Genomic DNA, 20,774 nt, shown 5'->3' on the forward strand with positions numbered 1-20,774 from the left:
GATGCAGGAATCAGATGTAGTATGCTACATAAAAGCGGTACCTGACTTTGAGTTCTTCAAGTTCCTTTGGGTCGAGTTCAAAACCGGGCTGTCCGGCTTTGTAAACCTTCTCTCCGAAGTCCTTGAAGGTGAGTTCACATTTTATATTTTCAGGGACCTGGGCCTGGAAGCTCTCGCATTTTCCGCAAGTTTTCCGGATCAGGGCTGCTGTATCTTCGGGGCTGAAGGACGTTTTCTTTTCCGGCTTGTAGTTAACCTCGACTGTCAGCTCTTCTTTGCTCAGTAAGTCTGCCCAGAAGCCGGAAAGTTCAGCCTCTTCTATCCTGTAGTCCTTAAGTTCAAAACTTCTCGTGATAGTGTTCTTGATCTTACCCTCTTCCATAGGCTTAAACTTTGAAATTGGATGTATATAAATTATCTCAGTGAACAAAGGGAATATGTGCAGAATTCATCTTTATATTTTTTATCAGATAATGATTTAAACAAATCAGAGCGAATATGTTACTGGGATAGGGAAGCACCTTTTGGGGTAAGGCCCGGAATCCTTAAATTCTGATCAGTTCGGACCTGCCAGCCCGGCATTTCTTTTTCAGAAGTGGTTGACAGGCCTTAAGTCTATGGGGGTAAAGGATGCCTAAATTCGAAGTGTACCATGATATAAGTGGAGAGTACCGCTTCCGGTTGAGGGCCAGAAACGGCCAGATTATCGCAGTGAGCCAGGGCTACAAGAGCAGAGAGGGGTGCCTGAAAGGTATTGAGTCTGTTAAGACAAATGCCCCGATTGCGCGCATCGAGGAAATAAAGGAAGAACAGGAAGCTGAAGTTAAAGAAAGAAGCTGAATTCGAAGAAGGAAGCTGAATTCGAAGAAGGAAGCTGAAGTTAAAGAAGGAAATTGAGCCAGAATAAATCTGAGTCCCGGTGTGACTATGTGAGTTCCTGGCAGTTTATCTGATGAAAGGCAGGCTGCAGGCTGGAGCAGGTCTCTGGAGGAGCTGTTATTCCGGAGGACCTTATTTTTGATTTTTAACACCCTTCTTTTTTTCGATAACTATTCCTTCAAACCTGCATTTTGCAATCTTTCTTTTCCTTAAGGCATACAAAAAGACCTTGAAAAGGGCGTAAAGCCTGAAATAAAAGGCGAGCAGGACAGTAGAACGAAAGCCGCTGATGTATACGATTTTCTTGTCATCCCGGACGGAGTCGTCCAGGAATTTCACTACCCCCTCAAATTTTTCTCTTTCAAGGGTGCTTCCCTGAGGCAGGCGGGGACCCAGAACAAGCACATCTTCTTCCATTCCGTCAGGGCTTTTCGTGCCTTCCACAAAGCCGTAGTTGAAAATCGTGGGAAGCGGGGAACAGAAGGCTATCCTGTACCCATTTTCAGTCCTGATGTACTTGAAAAAGCTGTATTTCGGGGTTTCAATAACAATTTTCATGTGATGGACCTTGGTTACTTTCCGGATCATCCTAATAATGAGAAAATAATAATGAGAAAAGCAAAATATGAAAAACCGGAAGCAGAAGGTTCTGCTCCGGGGAATATTTTAAGGTTTACGGTTTTTGGGTTCAGGAAACGATGTTTCCGTTTTCATCAACCTGTTTGCCCACGAACTTCACGAAGACGATGATGGCTACAGTCCCGGCAGCCAGGGAGATCCAGGGGGAAATCCCGAGCCCGGCAGGGATGAAACCGAAGACCACGGCAAAGGCTCCTGCTGCGGCTGCATAGGGGAGCTGGGTATTTACGTGGTCCACGTGGTCGGAACCCGAGGCCATTGAGGAGAGGATTGTGGTGTCCGAGATCGGAGAGCAGTGGTCGCCCAGAACGGCTCCGGTCAGGACAGCCCCGATGGTGGTGACCATGAGGGGGGTTACAACGTCGGTTGCCCCGGAAATAGCGGCTGCTATCGGGACTACGATGGGCATGACAATGGAGTTCGTGCCCCAGGAGGTCCCGGTAGCAAAGGCAATGAACATCGCAATGAGGAAGGTCAGGGTCGGGAGGACCGAACTTGAAAGGGAGCCCTGGGTCACGTAGATGAGCCACTCGGCCAGCTGCATTTCGGAAATCACCGATTTCAGGGCAAAGGCCAGGGCGAGGATGATAACTGCAATGATCATGGACTTGAGCCCGTCAACCCAGGCAGTGACTCCCTGGTCCAGGGAGAACCTTTTCTTGGCGAGCCCTATGCCCAGTGCAACTATGGAACTGAGGAAAGCAGCCCAGGTCAGGGCAACGGAGGCATCTGCGTTTCCGAAAGCGTCCCTTATGCTACTCCCGGGTTCGTATCCGTTGTACCAGAGCCCTACTGTCGTAACGAGGATGAAGGTAATAATTGGAATTGCGGCGTCCCAGACAGTACCTCTGACTCCCTTTGCCGGGAGGAGGTTTTCGTCTTCCACAAAGAGCGGAGTTGAACCTTCGGCGAAGACCTCCCCGGTTTTCCTGGCCCGGATTTCGGCATCAAGCATCTTGCCAAAGTCCTTCTTCTGCATAATAAGGGTGAACATGAGGACAAGGGTGAAGATCGAATAGAAGCGGAAGGGAAGAGTCTGGAAGAAAACAATAATTGAGTTTGCCTCGATGTTCAGAGACCCGAGGGCTCCGGCGATCAGCCCGATTTCCATTGCGATCCAGGTCGAGACCGGGGCCATGGAGGAGACGGCTGCGGCAGTGGTGTCCACGATATAGGAAAGTTTTTCTCTCGATATCTTCTGTTCGTCCGTAATGGGCCTCATGGTGTTGCCCACTACCATGGAATTGGCGTAATCATCAAAGAAGATTGCAATTCCCATCAGGGCGGCTGCAAGCTGGGTGGTCCTGACGTCCTTTGCTTTACTGGCCAGGGCTTCGGCAATGGCTTTTGTCCCTCCCAGTTTGGACATAACCCCGATCATCCCTCCGATTGCAAGGCAGAAGACAAGGAGGCCCGCGTTCCAGGAATCGGCAATGGCACTTCCCACAATATAAGTCGAAAATGTCTCAAGAAGCCCGACAAGAGGGTTATAACCGTTGATGATTGTTGCACCAATCCAGATGCCTAAAACAAGGGCTACGATGACCTGCCGCTTCCAGATCGAAAGCACAATGGCTACGATCGCCGGCAGCAAGGCAAGAGCCCCGTAAGTTGTCTGTGCGTCCATGGTGAAGTTTCCTTTTTTACCTTTTTTTCATAGTGTATAACAAAAATAATTTATTATGATCTATTTTATTTTAATTAATAAAAGTGAATATTCTACTGCTGATTTTATACTTTAGATTTATGATTTGTTTTTTAGATTATAATCATAAATAAACCCTTTTTTCCTTAAATAATCGCTATAAAGGCTTATTTTGTTCACCAATCTCCACGTAAATACTTTCATGGACATTTATCTACATTATTTAAATTTATACCAATCTGAGGCCTATCTTATTGAAGAATTTTTTCTCATATTAGATTAATTTTAAAATAAAGTAAATGAAGTTGAAGTAAATGAAGTTGAAGTAAATGAAGTTGAAGTAAATGAAGTTGAAGTAAATGAAGTTGAAGTAAATGAAGTTGAAGTAAATGAAGTTGAAATAAATGAAGTTGAAGTATTAGTGCGATCAGGAGTGAAAAGTTTTATAATTTCCCGGGAAGAGGTACGAGGGATGAGCTTTCGAGACAGAGTGAGCCTGCGGGATGAGATGCGGGGGATAATAGAAGAGCCCCTGCTGGGCCTGGTGCCAAAGCGTTTTGATTTCATAGGGGACGTTGCAGTAATTTCGATCCCTCAGGAACTTGATGTTTATAAGGAAACTATTGCCAAAAAGCTTGTTTCGATGCGAGGCAACACAAGGGCCGTGTTAAACAAGGTGAGCAAGCTTGAAGGGGAGCACAGGGTTGCCGATTTTGAGCTTCTGCTGGGAGAATCTGCAGAGACCCTCCACAGGGAAAACGGGTATACCTACAGGCTGGATGTGAGAACAGTATTCTTTAATCCCCGCCTCTACTGGGAAAGAGGAAGGATAGGTGCAAAAGTATTTCCCGGGGAATCTGTCCTGATCCCCTTTTGCGGGGTGGGCCCTTTCGTGCTCCCGGCTGCAGGAAAAGGGGCGAGAGTGCTTGCAATCGAAAAAAACCCCGAAGCCTGCTCCTGCCTGAAGGAAAACGTCCGGCTGAACAGGCTTGGGGGGCAGGTTACAGTGATGCAGGGGGATGCAGGGGAAATTTTTAAGTTTCTTACCCCTGCCGGAGATGGAAGGCTTGATTATTTTGAAGTCCCTGAAGCTGGTTTTTTTGAAGTCCCTGAGACTGACTTTTTTGAAGTCCCTGAAGCTGGCTTTGACAGGGCAATCGTGCCCACGCCTTACGGCATGGACCGCTTCCTCGTGGAGATCCTGCGGCTTATAAGGAAAGGTGGATATGTTCATTTCTATACTTTCAAAACGGAATCACAGATCCCGGGGTTAATCGAAACGTATGAAAAAATGGGTCTTGAGGTGGAGTTTTACAGGCGCTGCGGGAATGTCGCTCCCGGGGTCAGCAGGTGGGTTTTTGACCTTATTAAGAACAAAGATTAAAGGTTAAAGATTGAGGATTAAGATTAAAGGTGGGTTTTTGACCTTATTAAGAACAAAGATTAAAGGTTAAAGATTGAGGATTAAGATTAAAGATTGATTACTAAAATTAAAGGAAGGCCTATTCAATATTTCAGCCTTCCAGCCCAAGGTGTTTCAGGATGTGGTGGTAGTGTTTCGGGGACATCCGGGTATAAAATGCCCTGCTTATGACCTCGCTCAGGGCGGGGTGGATGTCCATTCCGTGAATGATGGGGTTAGGGCTTCTTGATTCCGTGTACATTAGCGGGATTATCTGGTGAAGCAGGACCGAAGCTTGAGGCCCTATGATGTGGGCGCCCAGGATTTTTTCCCCGTAGCCGTCCAGGATCACCTTTACGAAATAGTCCCTGGCTTCCATAGCCGTCCCTTTTGCAGTATCTTCGAAAAGATGGAAGCCTATCTGTACCCCATCTCTCCCGTAAGTATCGATTGCTTCCTGCTCGCCCATGCCCACGCTTGCGACTTCCGGGTAGGAAAAGACCGCATGGGGGACGGCGTGATAGTCTGCCTTTACTTTTGCTTTCAGGATAGCGTTTTGGAACACGACTCCCGACTCGTAGTTTCCCACATGCTTGAGGAGGTATTTCCCGTTAGCGTCTCCGAAGGCCCATACATTCGGACAGGAAGTTTCCAGATACTCGTTTACGGAAATCCAGCCATGTTTGTCAGTCTTTATCCCTGCTTTTTCCGGGTGGAGGATGTCAGTATTCGGAGCCCTTCCTGTTGCGACCAGGATCTCGTCGGCAGTGACTTTTATTTCCTCTCCCGAAGCCCTGTCCTTTGCAATGACGGTTTTCTGCCCGGAAGTTTCCTTTACCACTTCTACAGCTTCGTGGTTTGTTAGAATCTTCATGTACCCGGACATTTTTATCCTGGCAAGTTCGGAAACCTCAGGCTCTTCCTGCGGAAGGAAATTCGGGTTTCTTCCTATAATCGTGACCTCGGCTCCCATTGCCGAGAAAAAGTGCCCGTACTCGGCTCCGATGTAGCTCCCTCCGAGGATTAAGAGGCTCTTTGGGCATTCGGTGAGCTCTAGCACCGAATCGCTTGTCAGGTACCCGGCTTCCTCAAGCCCTTTAACAGGTGGGATTGCAGGCTTTGAGCCCGTGCAGAGGAAGATCATCTCGGAATATATTGTCTCTTCTCCCACCTTGAGGGTGTAAGGGGCAACGAATTCCGCAGTTTTGGGGTAGTAGTCGATGTCAGGGCTTTCGGTCAGCCCTTCCTTAATCATCTCGATGTCTTCTCTGATCTTTTTTCTCATCCTCTCCATGATCATCCGGAAATCCACGCTTTTTATCTCAAGCTCGATTCCGAAAAGTGGAGCCCTTTCCAGTTCTCTGATAAGTTCGGCAGGGTAGAGCAGGAGCTTTGAAGGGATGCACCCTCTGGTCAGGCAGATCCCCCCCGGTTCGTCTTTGTCAACAACTGCGATTTTTATTTCCTGCTTTTCGTCGATGATAGCATTGACGTAGTTCATTCCGGAACCTGTGCCTATCACAATCAGGTCGTAGTTTTTCATTCTTTCCCCCTAGTATGAATAAAAAGTCAGGGAATATAATAACGTTTCCACCTTTATGCAGGATATTAACAATGTTCTTTTTTGTGTTCAGGACGTTGACCATATTTTCGGCCATACTCATGGTTGCAGGCTTTTTTGTGTATTTCATTATTGAAATGTTGTCAAAGGAGATGTGAAAAGGTTCCGATGAAAAGTGGGGCTGTGGAAGTGATTTCTACGGGAACCGGGCAGGCAGGAGAAATTTTAATATGGGTTCTGACGCAGAAAGGGCTGCGAAAAAGGAAAGGTAAATCAAAAAGAAGCAATAAAGGGAAGAAAAGCGGTTAAAAGGCTTTTTCTGGGCCTTTAAATACTTTAACGCGCTTATGGGCCTTTTTTATACTTGTTTTATATATTAATGAAAATCTTTATAAATTATTAGCTGAAAGAAAAACAACTATCTATTTATAAATGAAATCCAATTCTATGTAACTTTCCCGGAAGGATAACAAAAACAAAGATGTCCGACGATGAATAGAGCTGCCCCTTCTTTCGAAAACGGGAATTCCTGGCGCGGGATCCCGGTGATACATGCCACATATCTCCTGCTCATCCTGCTCGCTCCTTTCGCAGGGGTGCACATCCTTCTTCTTCTCTCTTTTGCAGTTTTTCTCGGGCTCAGGTTTTCCAAAAATGGACTCTCCGGGGCCGGGAATTCCCTTAACCTTGCCTTTTCCCTGTTCTTAATGCTCCTTGTTTCTGCAGTTTCCGAAAATTTCTCCTACACCTATCCGTTTTACATAGCCCTCGGAGCTTTTGCAATTTCGGTCGTAAGCAGCCACATCTCTTTCTTTTCGGGGCTGGAAGGCTTTTCCTTCTCCGATTCCCGGTGGGATAGGAGCAAGCAGAAGGGCTTTTCCCTGCTCTGGAGTTCGGCTTTCCTGGGAATGCGGATCCTTGCGGCGTTTCTTGCTGCAGGCTGGGTTGTCCACTGGCAGCAGTTACAGGTCCCTTACAACCTGGTCTTTTTCATAGCCGTGATAGGGGCTGTTACTGGTTCTCTCTTTGAATCCATTCCTTCTAAGTTCGACAGCAACATATCCGTGCCCCTGGGGGCAGGGATGACCATGTGGATTTTTGAAGAGTTAAGGTACTGGGTACCCCCTGAGCAAATGTTGATTGCACTTGCTTTTTCCCTTTTCCTGGGCTGCCTGGCCTACAGGGCAAAGATAGCCGACGTTTCGGCCCTCCTGAGTGCGGCCCTCCTGGGAGTCCTGATTATCGTCTTCAGCGGCTTGTCATGGTTTGTGCTCCTCCTTGCCTTTTTCATCCTCGGAGGCGGGTTTACCAGGTACAGGTATGCGTATAAGGAGTCCATAGGGTTAGCCCAGGGCAAAGGCGGGATCAGGAGTTATGAAAACGTCTTTTCGAACAGTACGGCGGCCCTTGCCCTTGCCGTAGCCTACGGGGTCTTTCCTGAACACAGCCTGCTTATCGTTTATGCTTACCTGGGTACCGTTGCAACGGCCACAGGGGATACCCTGGCAAGTGAAATAGGGACCACTGCAAAGGGAAGGCCCAGGATGATCACAACCCTGAAGCTGGCAGAACCCGGGGCAGACGGGGCAGTGTCGGGTCTCGGTGAGTTCTCTGCAATTTTAGGTTCTGCAGCTATAGGGCTGCTGGCGTACCTGCTCGGGGTTTCGGATGACCTCCTGCTTACGGTCCTGGTAACGACTGTAGGTGGCTTCCTGGGGACAAACGTGGACAGTTTGCTCGGGGCTACCTTCCAGAAAAAAGGCCTGCTTTCGAACAGCGGGGTAAATTTCCTGGCGACCTTTGCAGGGGCCGCGATCTCGGGCGGGATGTATCTCCTGATCTCCGGGCTTTGAAGCTTTTATTTTTTGGTCCCGGCACCTGAAGGCTGACCATGTTTTACTGATTGAAGGCTGACCTCTTTTTTCTGACTGAAGGCCGACTCCCCGCTTTACTCATTTACATTTATGGAATCTTTTTTTCTGCTGAGATCCTTTTCTTATGAAAAGGGGTATTTTTATACCTTCAGAAATCAATATTATTATGCGGGGTTGAGTTGCTGGAGCAAACGTTACTGAAGTGGGTATTAATGGATGTTTGACATAATGGATGTTTGACAGCAGATTGCATCTCCCTGGTTTCACTTTAACCCGGTTTATAAGGTCTTTTCTGCATCTCAGGATGCCAGAAGCGTAAAAATGCGCCTTTCGATGAAATTGTCTGCTTCAAAGGCCCTATCCGAAGGCCCGTGTCCGAACTCTCCGCATTTTACTATTACAGGAAGGTGACCCGATGACAGAACCTGAGTATAGAGGCAAAAAAATCCTGCTGGTAATTGCCCAGGAACAGTTCAGGGATGAGGAATGCTTTGTCCCGAAACAGCTTTTCGAAACCGCAGGGGCGGAAGTTACGGTTGCTGCCGAGTTCACGGAAACCGCAAAAGGTATGCTCGGTGGGACAATTATGCCCGATATCAGGCTTTCCGAAGCCCGGATGGACGACTATGACGCCATCGTAATTTCGGGTGGGTCGGGCTCCAAAAAATACCTATGGGATAACAGGCACCTGCAGGAACTCGTAAAAGCTGCGTATGCAGGGAACAAGGTGGTCTCTGCAATTTGCATCTCTCCAGTCGTCCTGGCAAGGGCAGGCGTTCTTAAAGGAAAGAAAAGTACGGTCTTCGAAAGCCCGGACACCCTGCGGGAACTGAAGGAGCATGGGGCAGTAAGGGAGGATAAGGATGTCGTCGTATCAGGGAATGTGGTTACGGGACGTGACCCGAAAAGTGCCGAAGCTTTCGGGAAAGCCGTGCTCAAAGCCCTGAAATAAATACATATTGAGATAAATGCCTGACATGTTGAGGATAAATGCCTGACATGTTGAGGATAAATGCCTGACACATTGAAGATACATATCTGCGTATGATGACCTGTTTAAAAAACTGGCGAAAAACCGGCTGACATGTCCGAGGAACTGGTATCAATCCTGGCCTATCACAAGGCAAGCAAGCATAACTTCAATGCCTATGCTCCGGGCCCTCGCAGGCTGGACATGGCGATTAAGCCCAATCTTTTTCTAAGTTACCGTGGGGCGCGGCTTTTACAACTGGAAACCGAGAGTGAGAAAGAGCTTAAAGCCAAAAGTTTTCCGGCTTACGAGCAGGCTTTTTCCCCGGGCCAGCTCCGGCCCGCGGTCCCTGACCGGCAGAGCATATCCAGGCTTTTTTTTGACAGCTTTGCGATTTCGGTCTGGAGAAAAACGGGAAACGCAAAATGGCCCCTCCGCATCAATCCTTCCAGCGGAAACCTGCACCCAACCGAAGTTTACCTGCTTTCCGGCCCCGTAGAGGGGCTTTTGAAAAAGCCTTCTGTCTGCCATTATGCTCCTTTGCCCCATGCGCTTGAACTCAGGGCGGAAGTCCCCCCAAAGGCCTGGAAACAGCTGAGTTCCGGCTTTCCGGAAGGCACTTTTTTTGTGGGGCTGAGCTCCATCCACTGGAGGGTCGCCTGGAAATACGGGGTCAGGGCTTTTCGGTATTCCAACCATGATATAGGGCATGCGATTGCAGCCCTGAGTTTTGCAGCTGCAGGTCTGGGGTGGGAAGCGAGCCTTCTTGAGGGCATGAGTTCGAAAGGTATTGCCGCACTTCTCGGCATTTCCGGCTCGGAAGGGCCTGAAAAGGAAGAGCCTGCCTGCCTGCTTGCAGTTTATCCGGCCGGGAAAACTTGTTCGAAAAATAAGGTATGTTCGGATGCGGTTCTTGCTTTCGAAGAAATTTCCTGGGAAGGTTCTCCGAATCGGCTGAGCCCGAGGCACGTGGAATGGGTTGACATTGAAAAGGCTGTTTTTGCAACCCGAAAAGGAGAGACCGATTATCCCAGGGAGAAAAAGTACATGGGACCCGGGCCGGAAGGGCAGCCGGAGTTGCCCGAAAAAGAGCGCGGAAAAGGTAGGGGTCCAGCTCTTGAGAGGACGGTTCTTGAGAGGGCAGTTCTTGAGGGTGTTTCCCTGCGCAGTATGGTCCACACCCGGAGGAGTGCCCTGGAAATGAACAACAGCGCATATATGGAGGAAGAAACCTTCTACGGCATTTTGAGAAGATCGCTTCCGGAGCCGCATCCTCCCTTCAACGCCCTGGTTCCGGGCCCCTTTGTCCACCTGCTCCTTTTTGTAAACCGGGTAAAGGGGCTTCGTTCAGGCCTCTACATTTTCCTCCGTAAATCCGGGGAAAAAGAGAAGCTCCGGACGGCTATGAGAAACGACTTCCTGTGGGAGCGGCCGGAGATCTGTCCTCCGGGGCTTGAGCTCTACTTGCTTGTGGAAGAATCCCTGTACTACTTTGCCGCCCAGCTTTCCTGCGCCCAGCGGAAGGCTGCAGATGCCTGTTTTACCGCGTGTATGCTCTCGGAATTCGAAGAGCCCCTGGGGGCTTTCGGTGCCTGGATCTACCCTTACCTTTTCTGGGAATGCGGAGTTCTCGGGCAGCTGCTTTACCTGGAGGCTGAGGCCCGGGGGTTCAGGGGTTGCGGGATAGGGTGTTTTTTTGACGACCCCCTGCACGATACCCTTGGGCTTGCGGGACTTGAATACCAGGACCTCTACCACTTCGCTGTGGGCGTCCCGCTTCCGGAAAGGGGATTTTTGTCCCTGCCCGCGTATCCTGAAAGGGGCAGAAAAGAAGCTTGATTAACTGAAGTTTAGTTAAATGAAGCTGAATTAACTGAAAGCTTAATAAACTTTCAAAAAACTCAGCGTTTGAGGGTTTTCATGCTTGCGGGGATGCAGAGGTTTTCTGCTTCCGTTCCGCACTCCACGACGATTCCCCTGAGCAGGCGGCCCAGGATATCCGATCCCGTCACAATCCTCTTTTCTTTTCCCCAGTACAGGATCAGGTCCTGGTCGATCACGTCGTCTTCGGGGTGCTGGGGGTAGACCTTGAACTGCCTGATCACTCTTTCAAGCCTGGTCTTCGGGGACTTTACCACGACCGGGAAGTGGCAGTACGATAGGGGGATGAAGGGGCCTTTTTTGTAGACCGCGTCCCTGAGGAAGCCGTCGGCATCGAGCACCATAACGGGTTCGTCTGTGGGGCCTGTAATTATCACCCATTTTTTCCCGGAAGCTTCGATCTTCTGCAGGAAGGGGTCGGAAGGTTCCCTTGCAAACGGGGGGAAGACCGGGCGGTTGTTCTCCACAGGGAGGGAGATGATGCTTCTCGGGTCTATGATCGAACCTTCGTCGGAGATCGAGACGTCGTCAATTGAAAGGAAGTTCAGGGCTCCTATCCCTTCAAACTTCCCGATATCGGACTTGGCAGAAGCAATATGTTTCTCCAGCATGATCCTCATGGCCTGTTCCCGGAAGAGCTCAAGCTTTTCCCGGCCAAGCCACCAGTCCAGGATGATAGCCGTGGGCTTTGCTACAGGATAGAGCAAGAGCTGGTAGAAGCGGACCAGGGGAGTCAGCCTGGCCCCGATTGCCAGGGCGTTTCGGGAAAAATAAGCCTGGGGGGCGATTTCTCCGAAACAGGTGATCCCGACGGTCGAGAAGAGGAAAGCCGAGGTCCCTGCCATCACGGAGTCAGTGAGCAGGGCAATGAGGACATTTACACCTACGTTTCCCCAGAGCATTGTCGTGAGCAGGAAGTTAGAGTCTTTCCGGATCTGCAGGATTTTAATAGCTTCCTTATTGTCCGCTTCAGCTTCTATCTCAAGCCTCAGCCGGCCAAGGCCGAAAAGCCCTATTGTCAGCCCTGAAAAAACAGCAGACTGCGTCAGGCAGAGTGCGATCAGTATCCAGATAATGAAGTTCTGCATTGTAAGCCTATGACCTCTTTTATGAGTTTAATGGAACTGCCTTTATTTTGGGTTTAATGGAACTGCCTTTATTTTGAATTTAATGGAGTTGCCTTTAATTTGAGTTTAATGGAGTCTTTAATTTGAGTTTAATGGAGTCTTTAATTTGAGTTTAATGGAGTCTTTAATTTGAGTTTAATGGAGTCTTTAATTTGTATATCTCTTTTCCGTAAATATAACTTGACTTGTGTTCCCTTGCATTTCCCGGCATTTCTTATTAATATTTTTTGCTTTTACAGGAGGAAAGAGCCCGGATTTGAGGGAAAATACTCATACAGGGACTTCCATAAAGTAAATCCAGGTCAGGAGGTCTAATGCAATGGATCTTTTTCATCTGAAGGCAGAGAAAGGAAACCATGTTAAGGGGATCGACAGAGGCAAGATTTTGATGTACGGGCTAAGCACCTGCGTGTGGTGCAAAAGGACAAAGAAACTGCTCACCGAACTGGGAGTGGAATTCGATTACGTCTATGTGGACCGGCTTGAAGGGGAAGAAGAAGAAAAAGCTGTAGAGGAAGTAAGGCGGTTTAACCCGTCAATTTCTTTCCCGACGACCATTATCAACGGGGAAAAGGCTATTGTGGGTTTCAAGGAAAAACAGATCCGAGAAGCCCTTGGTTTTTAAGGGGGATTGAAATGGAAGAAGAAAATTTTGGGGAAGGGGCTATTGAAGAAACAGAAATCCCTGCAGAATACGTGGACCGGCTCTATAAACGGCTGAACAGGGAAGCCGAAAATGCGGGCTACCACCTGAACCCTGATGTCGACTTCACAAAGGAACTGGTCTTCGGGCTGCTTGTCAATGAAAAGCGCTATGGGTACTGGGCCTGCCCCTGCAGGCTGGCTTCCGGGAACAAGGAAGAAGACCTGGACATCATCTGTCCCTGCAACTACCGGGACCCCGACCTTAACGAACACGGGGCCTGCTACTGTGCCCTCTACGTCTCAAGAACCGTCCTGAGCGGGGATAAAGAGCTCCAGTCAATTCCCGAAAGGCGCCCCTCCGCAGAAGAGAGAAAAGCTGCCAGGGCCGCAAGAGCCGAAATGGAGGAAGCGATGGGATTTTCAGGAAAGCTGTCAAAGCCGGTCTGGAGATGCCCGGTCTGCGGATACCTCTGTGCCATGGACGAACCCCCAGGGGTCTGTCCTATCTGCAAGGCAAAAAAGGAAAGGTTTGAGCGCTTTATGTGACTTTTTTCCTTTTTTGTTTTTTGTTTTTTTCTTGTTTTTCTCTTGTTTTTCTAACGTGAAAGTACGGTGTGTAATCCAGGGGTATTACTTTTAAATTTCTTTTTCTCCTTAACAGTACTTTTATCCATTATAAAAATGAATTAGTCAATGGGGGGACATTTATGGAAACAATGGACGCAATTCTTACTAGAAGAAGCATTAGAAAATATTTATCAAAGCCCGTTACCCGGGATGTAATCGACGAGGTCCTGAAAGCAGGGATGAATGCGCCTTCGGCAGGGGACGAGCAGCCCTGGCATTTTGTTATACTGGACAGGCACGGCCTGCTCGAGAAGATTGCAAAGATGCATCCCTATGCGAAGATGCTGAAGGAAGCCCCTGCTGCCGTCCTGGTCTGCGGGGACGAAAGCATGCAGAAGTTCCGGGACTTCTGGGTTCAGGACTGCTCTGCGGCAAGTGAAAATATGCTGCTTGCCTGCCATGCCCTGGGGCTGGGTGCAGTCTGGCTCGGGATTTACCCCGCTGAAAAAATGATCCTGGAAGTAAGGAACCTCCTGAGCATCCCTGAGCATGTAATCCCGTTTTCAATCATTGCAATGGGCTATCCGGCAGAGGAAAAGGAAGGCAGGTTCAGGTACGACGTTTCAAGAATCCACGACAATGCCTGGTGAACCGGGGTTGGGGTTCCGGAGCCTTTCAGGAAACCCTGCGGAAATGACTTGCGGAAATGATTCAAATTTTCCCAGGGCTGGCTTTTTTCCAGTTTTCCTTTTCCAGTTTTCTTTTTCCAGTTTTCCTTTTCCAGTTTTCCTTTTCCAGTTTTCCTTTTCCAGTTTTCTTTTTCCAGTTTTCCTTTTTACAGGTTTTCTCTCTTTAAGCTGTAATTTCCTTAACTGATTTCTCTTTTCGGGTTCTCCGATCAGTCTACTTATAAGATAAGGGCTGAATAAGGATATGAATAGGATAAGGTAGGGATTTGATAGGGACTTAAAAGTCACCTGTTAAAATAATAGCCTGTTAGAATAATAGCCTGTTAAAATCATCAATGGAATTAATTCAGGTTGTAAATGAGGGTAGTTTATGGATAAAGAAGAGTGGTCTATGGAAAAGAAGCTGGTTTGCAGTCTGGCTCTGCTTATAATGTTTTTTGCTGTACTTCCTTTTTCGGCAGCTGCAGCGGATGAAGAAACTTTTCTGAAATATACGAGTTCAGGGAACGCCTTCGGGGGCGGGGATTACCTGCTAATTGACGAGGATATCGAAGGGGACCTTGTGCTCGGAGGGTCGCAGCTTACGGTAAACGGAAATATAGGAGATGACTTTATAGGCGCCGGGGGCTCGGTCATCGTCAACGGCGACGTTTCGGGCAACATTATTGCAGCCGGGGGCTCGGTCAGGGTAAACGGTAATGTTGGGGGAGATCTGGTGGCGGCCGGAGGCGAGATTTTTCTCTCCGAGGACAGTACCGTTGAAGGTGACGCTCTCATAGCCGGCGGAGATGTGACCCTTAACGGGGTTGTCAACGGGGACGGTTCGGTCTCGGCAGGAACGCTGAACACCGGAAATGACTTCGAGCTCAAAGGGGACCTGGAACTTGAAGCCGGAAACGTTCCAGCTGGACTGGAAGAGCAGGTTGGGGGAAACCTCAGTGTAATAGAAAGGCCTGCAGGGGAAGGCCGGTATGAGGGTGCTTACGAAGGTTTCGGCTTTTTCGGCTTCCTGGTCGGGCTTCTGGCTTCCCTGGCTCTCGGCCTGATCCTGATCTACCTCTTCCCGGGCTTTGTTGCCGGGCTTTCGGAAACCGTCCGGGCTTCGGCACTGAAAGCGGGCCTTGCGGGGCTGGCAGTGCTGTTCTTCCTCCCGATCCTCTCCGTAATCCTGCTTGTCACGGTTTTCGGGTGGAGCCTCTCAGTCCTGCTCTTCCTGCTTCTTGCGCTCTCGCTCCTGATATCCACGGTGCCGGTAAAGCTGCTTGCCGGGGAGGTAATCTATACGAAGTTATTCAAAAAAGAAGCCGGAAAGATGCTTTATTACTTTACCGGGGTGCTTGTATTTGCAGTCATTTATGAAATCCCCTTCCTGGGAGATCTGGTGCGTTTCGGTGCCCTCCTTGTGGGGCTTGGGGCAATAAGCATCTGGCTTCTGGGACAGACTGAAAGCAGAAGTTCCGGGCAGTGATTCCTGCAAAGTTCAGGTGTTTTAAAGCTCACGGAAGTCAAGGTTCAGAAACTTTCGAATTCAGGGAATTCGAAAGTTCAGATAATTCCAGAGTCAGGGAAGGACTTCTTCCCTGTATTTTTCAAAGCCCAGCCTGTCCAGCAAATCCCCGAACCTCTCCCCGTCAAGCCCGTGTTCCCTGTAGTACCCGAGGGTCTTTTCAAGGGCTGAAAAAAGCTGTTTCTCGTCCGCAAGTTCGAGAAGTTTTGTCCCGGGCCTGGGCTTTCGCCCAACTTTGCCTCCCACAAAAACCGTGTATCCGGTTTTTTCCGCCTTTAAGGCATCTTTCCTGCAGGCTGCGATACAGGCCCCGCAGAGGATGCACTTCTCCCGGTCTATACGGGCTTTTCCTTCTTCGATTGTTACGGCTCCCGGCTTGCAGGCTTTTGCACAGCGCCCGCAGCCCGTGCAGTTTTCCTCAACCCGGGCGGGAAGTGCCGTGCCCATTATCCCGAAATCATTTTCCTGGGGCTTTAAACAGGCTGCCGGACACCCGGTTACCGCAATCTTGAACTTTTTCGGGACTGCTTCCCCGAAGTATTTTTCATCGAGTTTGCATGCAAGTTTCTGGGAGTCGATAAGCCCATTCTTGCAGACCTTGTTTCCCTGGCAGGCAACCACTGCCCTTACCCGCTTTCCGGCAGCTCCCCCGAGGATCCCCTGGATCTCAAGCTCATGGCTTGCCTCTTCCGTATCTTCGAGCTTGATAAAAGGAATCTCAATGCCCTGCCTTGAGGTTATGTGGATGTATCCGTAGCCGTATTTCTCAGCGGCGTCTGCAATTGCCCGCAGCTTTTCGGCATCAACCCTGCCGCCCACGACCTTAAGCCGCATGGAAAAAATGTCTTCCTGCTGCTGGGACAGGAAACCTTTGCTTTTAAGTGAATCCTGGTCAATTTTTTTGTCAGTCATTGAAGGTCACTTCGCGGCGAGATGCATTAATGTAAATATATATAAAATTTTGGAATGCCTTCGGGCTCAGGACTGCCCATGGAATAAGAGCTATTTGAAAAAAGTCATTTGAAAAAGGCTGTTCGAAAAAAGCTATTTGAAAAAGCTATTCGAAAAAAGGTTCCCGGGATGGGAGAAATTCCCGGGTCCTGCTCGACATAAATGGAAAAAATATCTCAACAGAGGAATGAAAACAAATTAAGCTGCACCAGCACCATATAAAGCCCGGTCCCTGCAAAGATGCTGAGCATGGCGTTTCTCTTCCATAAATGAAGGCCTGCGACTATCCCTATGGTAAAGAGTTCCGGAAGCCCGTATGGGGCTGAAAACCACTGCACGTCTTTCAGGCAGTAAATTACCAGCAGCAGGAGGATCATGGGGGGCAGGTTCTTTTCAATCATGGAGAGGCTTTTGGGAGGAGCCCTGCAGCTGAAGCAGATGAAAGGAAGCGCCCTTGTGGCAAAGGTCGCGAGGGCCACGGCTGCGATGATTACGAGCATTTGCAATGTACCCAGCGTTTCAGTCATTAATTTTCCTCCTTTACCCTTCCCTCGGCAGTATAGGCCTCAAGGGCGGTTTTCTCACCCAGGAATTTCTCATGTGCTATCAGGATTACGGTCCCGAAAATAATCGAGAGCAGAAGCATGTTTTCTGGGCTGAAAAGCACCAGTGAGACAACCCCTGCTCCGAGAGCTGCCGTGAAGGGGAAGCGCGATGTTGAGTGGAAATACTGTTCGATGGTAAGCACAACGAAGAGCGCTGTCAGCACAAAAGCCATCCCCTCCAGGTTCAGGTTAAGTATGGAACCCAGAACTGCCCCGAGCACGCAGCCCATTATCCAGTAGAGGTGGTCCAGGGCAGTTATGTAGAAGTAAAACCTGGCCTTTGACCCGCCGGCGGGCACTTCCGTGGTGGTCAGGAGTGCGTAAGTCTCGTCCGTAAGCGCAAAGATCAGGTAAGGCTTGACCTTTCCCACGTCAGAAAACCTGTCCAGCAGGGACAGCCCGTAAAAAGAGTGCCTGAGGTTCAGGAGCAGCGTAGCAATAACAAATTCCGTAAGCCCGGCTCCTGCCGCCAGCAGGGCTACTGCCAGGAACTGGCCCGACCCAGCATAAATGAAGAGGCTCATCAGGAAAGCATAGCCCCAGTGGTACCCCGCCCCGTCTAGCAGAAACCCGAAAGCCATCCCCAACGGGATGTACCCCAGGAACACGGGAACCGTGGTCTTGAGGGCGCTCATGAAAAGTTCTTTACTCTGCGGTTCTTTCCTATGTTTGCTCATGTCCGGCCAAGCAGCCTCATTTTCCTTCATCATTTATCTCTTCTTTACTTCCTGTTTTATAATTCTTGTTTTATGGTTCTGTTTTGAAATTCTTTGAAGTTCTTTTTAGATCATGTTTTAGAATGAAAAGCAGAAATTAGATTTCTCATATATATGTTTTGCCAAATTAAGGCATTGCATATTGAAATGTGTGGCATGATACGGCATAGCTGGATATTGTGGGACATCGTTTTACAGGAATGTATGATATGGTTGTATGATATGGTTGTATGATATGGTTGTATGATATTGATGTAGGGACGGACTGGATGGAATATTTAAATATTTTAACCCGTTTTTGAAACCTGATGTTTTTCATTTTTCCGGGTTTACCGATCTTAAAAATTCAGTACTTTCAGGAGAATTAGCGTGAACGACTGGACCATTCCCACCATTATCATCTTCCTCGCCCTCCTTGCCCTCTACCTCCTGTTCAAATACATCCAGCTCAAAGGCCGGGTAGAGTCCCGTGCCCGTGACCTCTACGAAGCCTGGCAGGCACGGGAAATGGACCGCCAGGTCTCCGAAAAAGCCGACAACCTCTTCCGCGCCTGGAAAATGGACGAGGAGAAAAAAATCCGTCAGGACGCGGTCAAGAAAAGCGAAGCCGTCATCCGGGGCAAGGTCACGGAACACCTCATCCCCTATTTCCCGGACTTCGAATACAACCCCAAGGACGCCCGCTTCCTTGGCACCCCTGTGGATTTCATAGTCTTTGACGGCCTCTCCGAAGGGAAAATGAATAACGTGGTCTTCGTCGAGGTTAAGTCAGGAAAAACCGGCGCTCTTTCCCAGCGGGAAAAACTTGTCAGGGACTGCATCGACAGGGGCAAGGTCACTTACGAGATCATCCACAACAGGGAATGAAAATATGGAATGAAAACAGGGAATGAAAACAGGGAATAAAATTGTTCCTTGATAGCAATTCTATGCCGACAAGGGTATGTTTCTTAAAGCACACTGATACCCTGGCACCCATTTTTTTCTTGCTCTGAAAGACCCCGGACTCTCACCGGACGCCAAAAGCGTCCGGCTTTTTCATATGTGAAATAAATGGGAATAAGGAACAAAAAAATCATCAGCCGAAATTAATAGAATATTCACTTCACTGCATTACCATCTGTTTGACTTTCCAACGTTTGTTGCTAAAAACCTCCTTTTAACTTCGATTCAGCGTTCATTACTAAAAACTTCCCTGTGACTTCTACTCCAAATTCTTTTCAATTTTAGTCCTGAAAAGGCCGGCCTTCGGCCGGTGAGTATCCCGGTACCTGAGATAAGCGAATTCAAAAACTCGGTCCCAATGCATGTAAAATAGCATTCAACGCCGAATTCCTGATAATTATTTTCTCAAAACAATCTAAAACCCTTCCTCGCCCTTCGATACGGGAGTTTCAGGAAAACCCCGGACTGTTTCATGATTTTTACAGCTGGTAAATAGAGAAGTTTGCAGTTGTAATCGGATTGACAGTTGTAATCGGATTGATAGTTGTGAGTGGATTGAAGGATAGTTAAAGTATCAAAAGACTTATCCATTTAAAACTGATAGTTCTTTAAATGAATGACAGTCATGAAACGGAAAGTTCAGGTCATGACCGCATGAATTCCGTTCCAGGTTGGGATGAAGAGCTTGAATCGGCATTTTCTGTCTACAACGGTCCCTACCTGCCCGGAAGAGTGGCATCCCGGCATAAAACTGTCTGCGACATTCTTATTCCGGGAGGTGTCGTGCAGGCGGGAATTTCCGGGGCACTCCTGCGGATTGGTAAGCAGCCGGTTGTTGGGGATTTTGTCGTTTTGCTTGACCAGCCGGAGCTGGGCTCACGTATGGTTGTGAATATCCTGCCCAGAAGGACCTGCCTCTCAAGAGGGGCGGTGGGGGATGGGAGCGGGGAGCAGGTGCTTGCTGCAAATATAGATACCATCTTTATTGTGACTTCGGCGGGAAAAGACCTCAACCTGCGAAGGCTAGAAAGGTATCTTACCGTCGTGTATTCTTCCGGGGCAAGCCCGGTGATTTTACTGAACAAGATCGACCTTGCGGATGACCCTGCCAGAATGGTAGAAAAAATACAGTCCGTTGCAGGGGACGTGCCGGTCATTCCTTTAAGCGCCCTTTCAAAAGCCGGGCTTGATGCGCTCAACCCTTATCTCATCCCCGGGGAAACAGTGGCACTCATAGGTTCCTCAGGTGTCGGGAAGTCCACGCTTATCAACGCCTTTTTTGGCGAAGCTGTCCAGAAAACCGCAGACGTCCGAAAAGACGACGAGAAAGGGAGGCACACGACCACAGTCCGCCAGATGTTCCTGCTTCCCAGCGGGGCAGTTCTTATAGACAACCCCGGGATCAGGGAGATCCAGCTCGGAGACTCTTCCGACGGCCTTGAAAAAGCTTTTTCCGACATCATTAATGCAGCCAGCAACTGCCGGTTCAAAGACTGCACCCACCATGACGAACCGGGCTGCGCCGTCCTGCAAGCGGTAAAGGCCGGGCTTATTCCGGAGGAGCGGCTGGACAGTTATCACAGGTTAACCGAAGAGCTAATATTCCAGTCAAAAAAATCAGAAATCGGCCTGAAGAGGCTTGAAAAGGAAAAATACAAAGAAATAGCCGTGACCATTAAAAAATATCGGAAATTTACGGGCAAGCCGTAAGATGAGTCCATGTATTGAAAACAGGCAAGTTTCTTGAGGAATCTGAAATTTCTTCCTCTCCATTCTTGTTTTTTTATATTTCTACAGCCTCAACGCAAATCCGGGCAGGTCCATCGGGTCACCTGTGAGTACCGGGACTCTCACCGGCCGACGAAGGAGACCGGCTTTTTCAAAAATAAATTGAATGATTGAATGGTTAAATGATTGAATGCGGAGTGACTACTCCTGTCACTGAAGTGACTGGCATCTACCAGAATTCTGGAGAGATTGTAATCCCAATCTCAGAATATTCATAGCAGCGTTATGATCTCTATCGAGAACCAGTCCACAGTACGGACAACTGTGTATTCTCTCTGATAGTTCTTTTTTGACTATTTGACCACAGCCTGAGCACATTTGAGACGTATTACACGGATTGACAAACTCTACACGTTTACCAGCCCATTCTGCCTTGTAAGACG

At 48.7% G+C, this 20,774-nt stretch carries 20 protein-coding genes; 11 read left to right on the forward strand and 9 right to left on the reverse strand.

Going from position 1 to position 20,774, the window contains the following annotated elements:
- Positions 1–10 precede the first annotated feature (10 nt).
- Positions 11–382, reverse strand: a complete 372-nt coding sequence (locus FTO70_RS13235) for a hypothetical protein (protein ID WP_255336226.1) — start codon at positions 380–382, stop codon at positions 11–13.
- Between the two features lie 248 nt (positions 383–630).
- Here FTO70_RS13235 and FTO70_RS13240 point away from each other — a divergent pair, with 248 nt between their 5' ends.
- The gene (locus FTO70_RS13240) at positions 631–840 is read left to right on the forward strand and encodes a YegP family protein (protein ID WP_255336227.1); all 210 of its coding nucleotides are present in this window, start codon (positions 631–633) and stop codon (positions 838–840) included.
- A 171-nt stretch (positions 841–1,011) separates the two neighbouring features.
- Here the strand turns inward: FTO70_RS13240 and FTO70_RS13245 are convergent, their stop codons facing one another.
- Entirely contained in the window at positions 1,012–1,437 is a 426-nt protein-coding gene (locus tag FTO70_RS13245; protein WP_255336228.1) for an inorganic diphosphatase, read from the reverse strand.
- A 130-nt stretch (positions 1,438–1,567) separates the two neighbouring features.
- Entirely contained in the window at positions 1,568–3,145 is a 1,578-nt protein-coding gene (locus FTO70_RS13250) for a Na+/H+ antiporter NhaC family protein (RefSeq protein WP_255336229.1), read from the reverse strand.
- Positions 3,146–3,635: 490 nt separating this feature from the next.
- Here FTO70_RS13250 and FTO70_RS13255 point away from each other — a divergent pair, with 490 nt between their 5' ends.
- Complete coding sequence (locus FTO70_RS13255) at positions 3,636–4,547, forward strand: class I SAM-dependent methyltransferase family protein (RefSeq protein WP_255336230.1); 912 nt, start codon at positions 3,636–3,638, stop codon at positions 4,545–4,547.
- 130 nt (positions 4,548–4,677) lie between these two features.
- Here FTO70_RS13255 and FTO70_RS13260 read toward each other — a convergent pair whose 3' ends face one another.
- Entirely contained in the window at positions 4,678–6,108 is a 1,431-nt protein-coding gene (locus FTO70_RS13260; RefSeq protein WP_255336231.1) for a dihydrolipoyl dehydrogenase, read from the reverse strand.
- A gap of 509 nt (positions 6,109–6,617) precedes the next feature.
- Here FTO70_RS13260 and FTO70_RS13265 point away from each other — a divergent pair.
- From FTO70_RS13265 to FTO70_RS13275, 3 genes are all read left to right on the forward strand, one after another.
- A complete protein-coding gene (locus FTO70_RS13265; protein WP_255336232.1) occupies positions 6,618–7,979 on the forward strand; it encodes a TIGR00297 family protein in 1,362 nt (453 codons plus the stop codon).
- 436 nt (positions 7,980–8,415) lie between these two features.
- The gene (locus FTO70_RS13270; RefSeq protein ID WP_255336233.1) at positions 8,416–8,952 is read left to right on the forward strand and encodes a DJ-1/PfpI family protein; all 537 of its coding nucleotides are present in this window, start codon (positions 8,416–8,418) and stop codon (positions 8,950–8,952) included.
- 132 nt (positions 8,953–9,084) lie between these two features.
- On the forward strand, positions 9,085–10,809 hold the full coding sequence (locus FTO70_RS13275) for a nitroreductase family protein (protein ID WP_255336234.1): 1,725 nt from the start codon (positions 9,085–9,087) through the stop codon (positions 10,807–10,809).
- Between the two features lie 62 nt (positions 10,810–10,871).
- Here FTO70_RS13275 and FTO70_RS13280 read toward each other — a convergent pair whose 3' ends face one another.
- The gene (locus FTO70_RS13280; RefSeq protein ID WP_255336235.1) at positions 10,872–11,939 is read right to left on the reverse strand and encodes a DUF21 domain-containing protein; all 1,068 of its coding nucleotides are present in this window, start codon (positions 11,937–11,939) and stop codon (positions 10,872–10,874) included.
- Positions 11,940–12,297: 358 nt separating this feature from the next.
- Here FTO70_RS13280 and FTO70_RS13285 point away from each other — a divergent pair, with 358 nt between their 5' ends.
- The 4 genes from FTO70_RS13285 (at position 12,298) to FTO70_RS13300 (ending at position 15,347) form a co-directional block, all read left to right on the forward strand.
- Complete coding sequence (locus FTO70_RS13285) at positions 12,298–12,603, forward strand: glutaredoxin family protein (RefSeq protein WP_255336236.1); 306 nt, start codon at positions 12,298–12,300, stop codon at positions 12,601–12,603.
- 11 nt (positions 12,604–12,614) lie between these two features.
- Positions 12,615–13,169, forward strand: coding sequence for a ferredoxin-thioredoxin reductase catalytic domain-containing protein (locus tag FTO70_RS13290; RefSeq protein ID WP_255336237.1), 555 nt, complete (start codon positions 12,615–12,617; stop codon positions 13,167–13,169).
- A 161-nt stretch (positions 13,170–13,330) separates the two neighbouring features.
- Complete coding sequence (locus tag FTO70_RS13295; protein ID WP_255336238.1) at positions 13,331–13,840, forward strand: nitroreductase family protein; 510 nt, start codon at positions 13,331–13,333, stop codon at positions 13,838–13,840.
- Between the two features lie 409 nt (positions 13,841–14,249).
- Positions 14,250–15,347 (forward strand): FapA family protein, encoded by a 1,098-nt coding sequence (locus FTO70_RS13300; RefSeq protein WP_255336239.1) that lies wholly within the window; start codon positions 14,250–14,252, stop codon positions 15,345–15,347.
- A 93-nt stretch (positions 15,348–15,440) separates the two neighbouring features.
- Here FTO70_RS13300 and FTO70_RS13305 read toward each other — a convergent pair whose 3' ends face one another.
- From FTO70_RS13305 to FTO70_RS13315, 3 genes are all read right to left on the reverse strand, one after another.
- On the reverse strand, positions 15,441–16,298 hold the full coding sequence (locus tag FTO70_RS13305) for a 4Fe-4S binding protein (protein WP_255336240.1): 858 nt from the start codon (positions 16,296–16,298) through the stop codon (positions 15,441–15,443).
- A 215-nt stretch (positions 16,299–16,513) separates the two neighbouring features.
- A complete protein-coding gene (locus FTO70_RS13310; RefSeq protein ID WP_255336241.1) occupies positions 16,514–16,864 on the reverse strand; it encodes a branched-chain amino acid transporter permease in 351 nt (116 codons plus the stop codon).
- A complete protein-coding gene (locus FTO70_RS13315) occupies positions 16,864–17,649 on the reverse strand; it encodes an AzlC family ABC transporter permease (protein WP_255336242.1) in 786 nt (261 codons plus the stop codon). The genes FTO70_RS13310 and FTO70_RS13315 overlap by 1 nt, the downstream gene beginning before the upstream one ends.
- A 378-nt stretch (positions 17,650–18,027) precedes the next feature.
- Here FTO70_RS13315 and FTO70_RS13320 point away from each other — a divergent pair, with 378 nt between their 5' ends.
- Both FTO70_RS13320 and rsgA read left to right on the forward strand, forming a co-directional pair.
- Entirely contained in the window at positions 18,028–18,525 is a 498-nt protein-coding gene (locus tag FTO70_RS13320; protein WP_255336243.1) for a Holliday junction resolvase-like protein, read from the forward strand.
- Between the two features lie 732 nt (positions 18,526–19,257).
- Positions 19,258–20,313 (forward strand): ribosome small subunit-dependent GTPase A, encoded by a 1,056-nt coding sequence (gene rsgA, locus FTO70_RS13325; protein ID WP_255336244.1) that lies wholly within the window; start codon positions 19,258–19,260, stop codon positions 20,311–20,313.
- A gap of 228 nt (positions 20,314–20,541) precedes the next feature.
- Here rsgA and FTO70_RS13330 read toward each other — a convergent pair.
- Positions 20,542–20,774 (reverse strand): transposase (locus FTO70_RS13330; RefSeq protein WP_255336245.1); only part of this gene is annotated, 233 nt, incomplete at its 5' end.

Origin of the sequence: Methanosarcina sp. KYL-1 (assembly GCF_024372725.1) — an archaeon.
Classification (GTDB): domain Archaea; phylum Halobacteriota; class Methanosarcinia; order Methanosarcinales; family Methanosarcinaceae; genus Methanosarcina.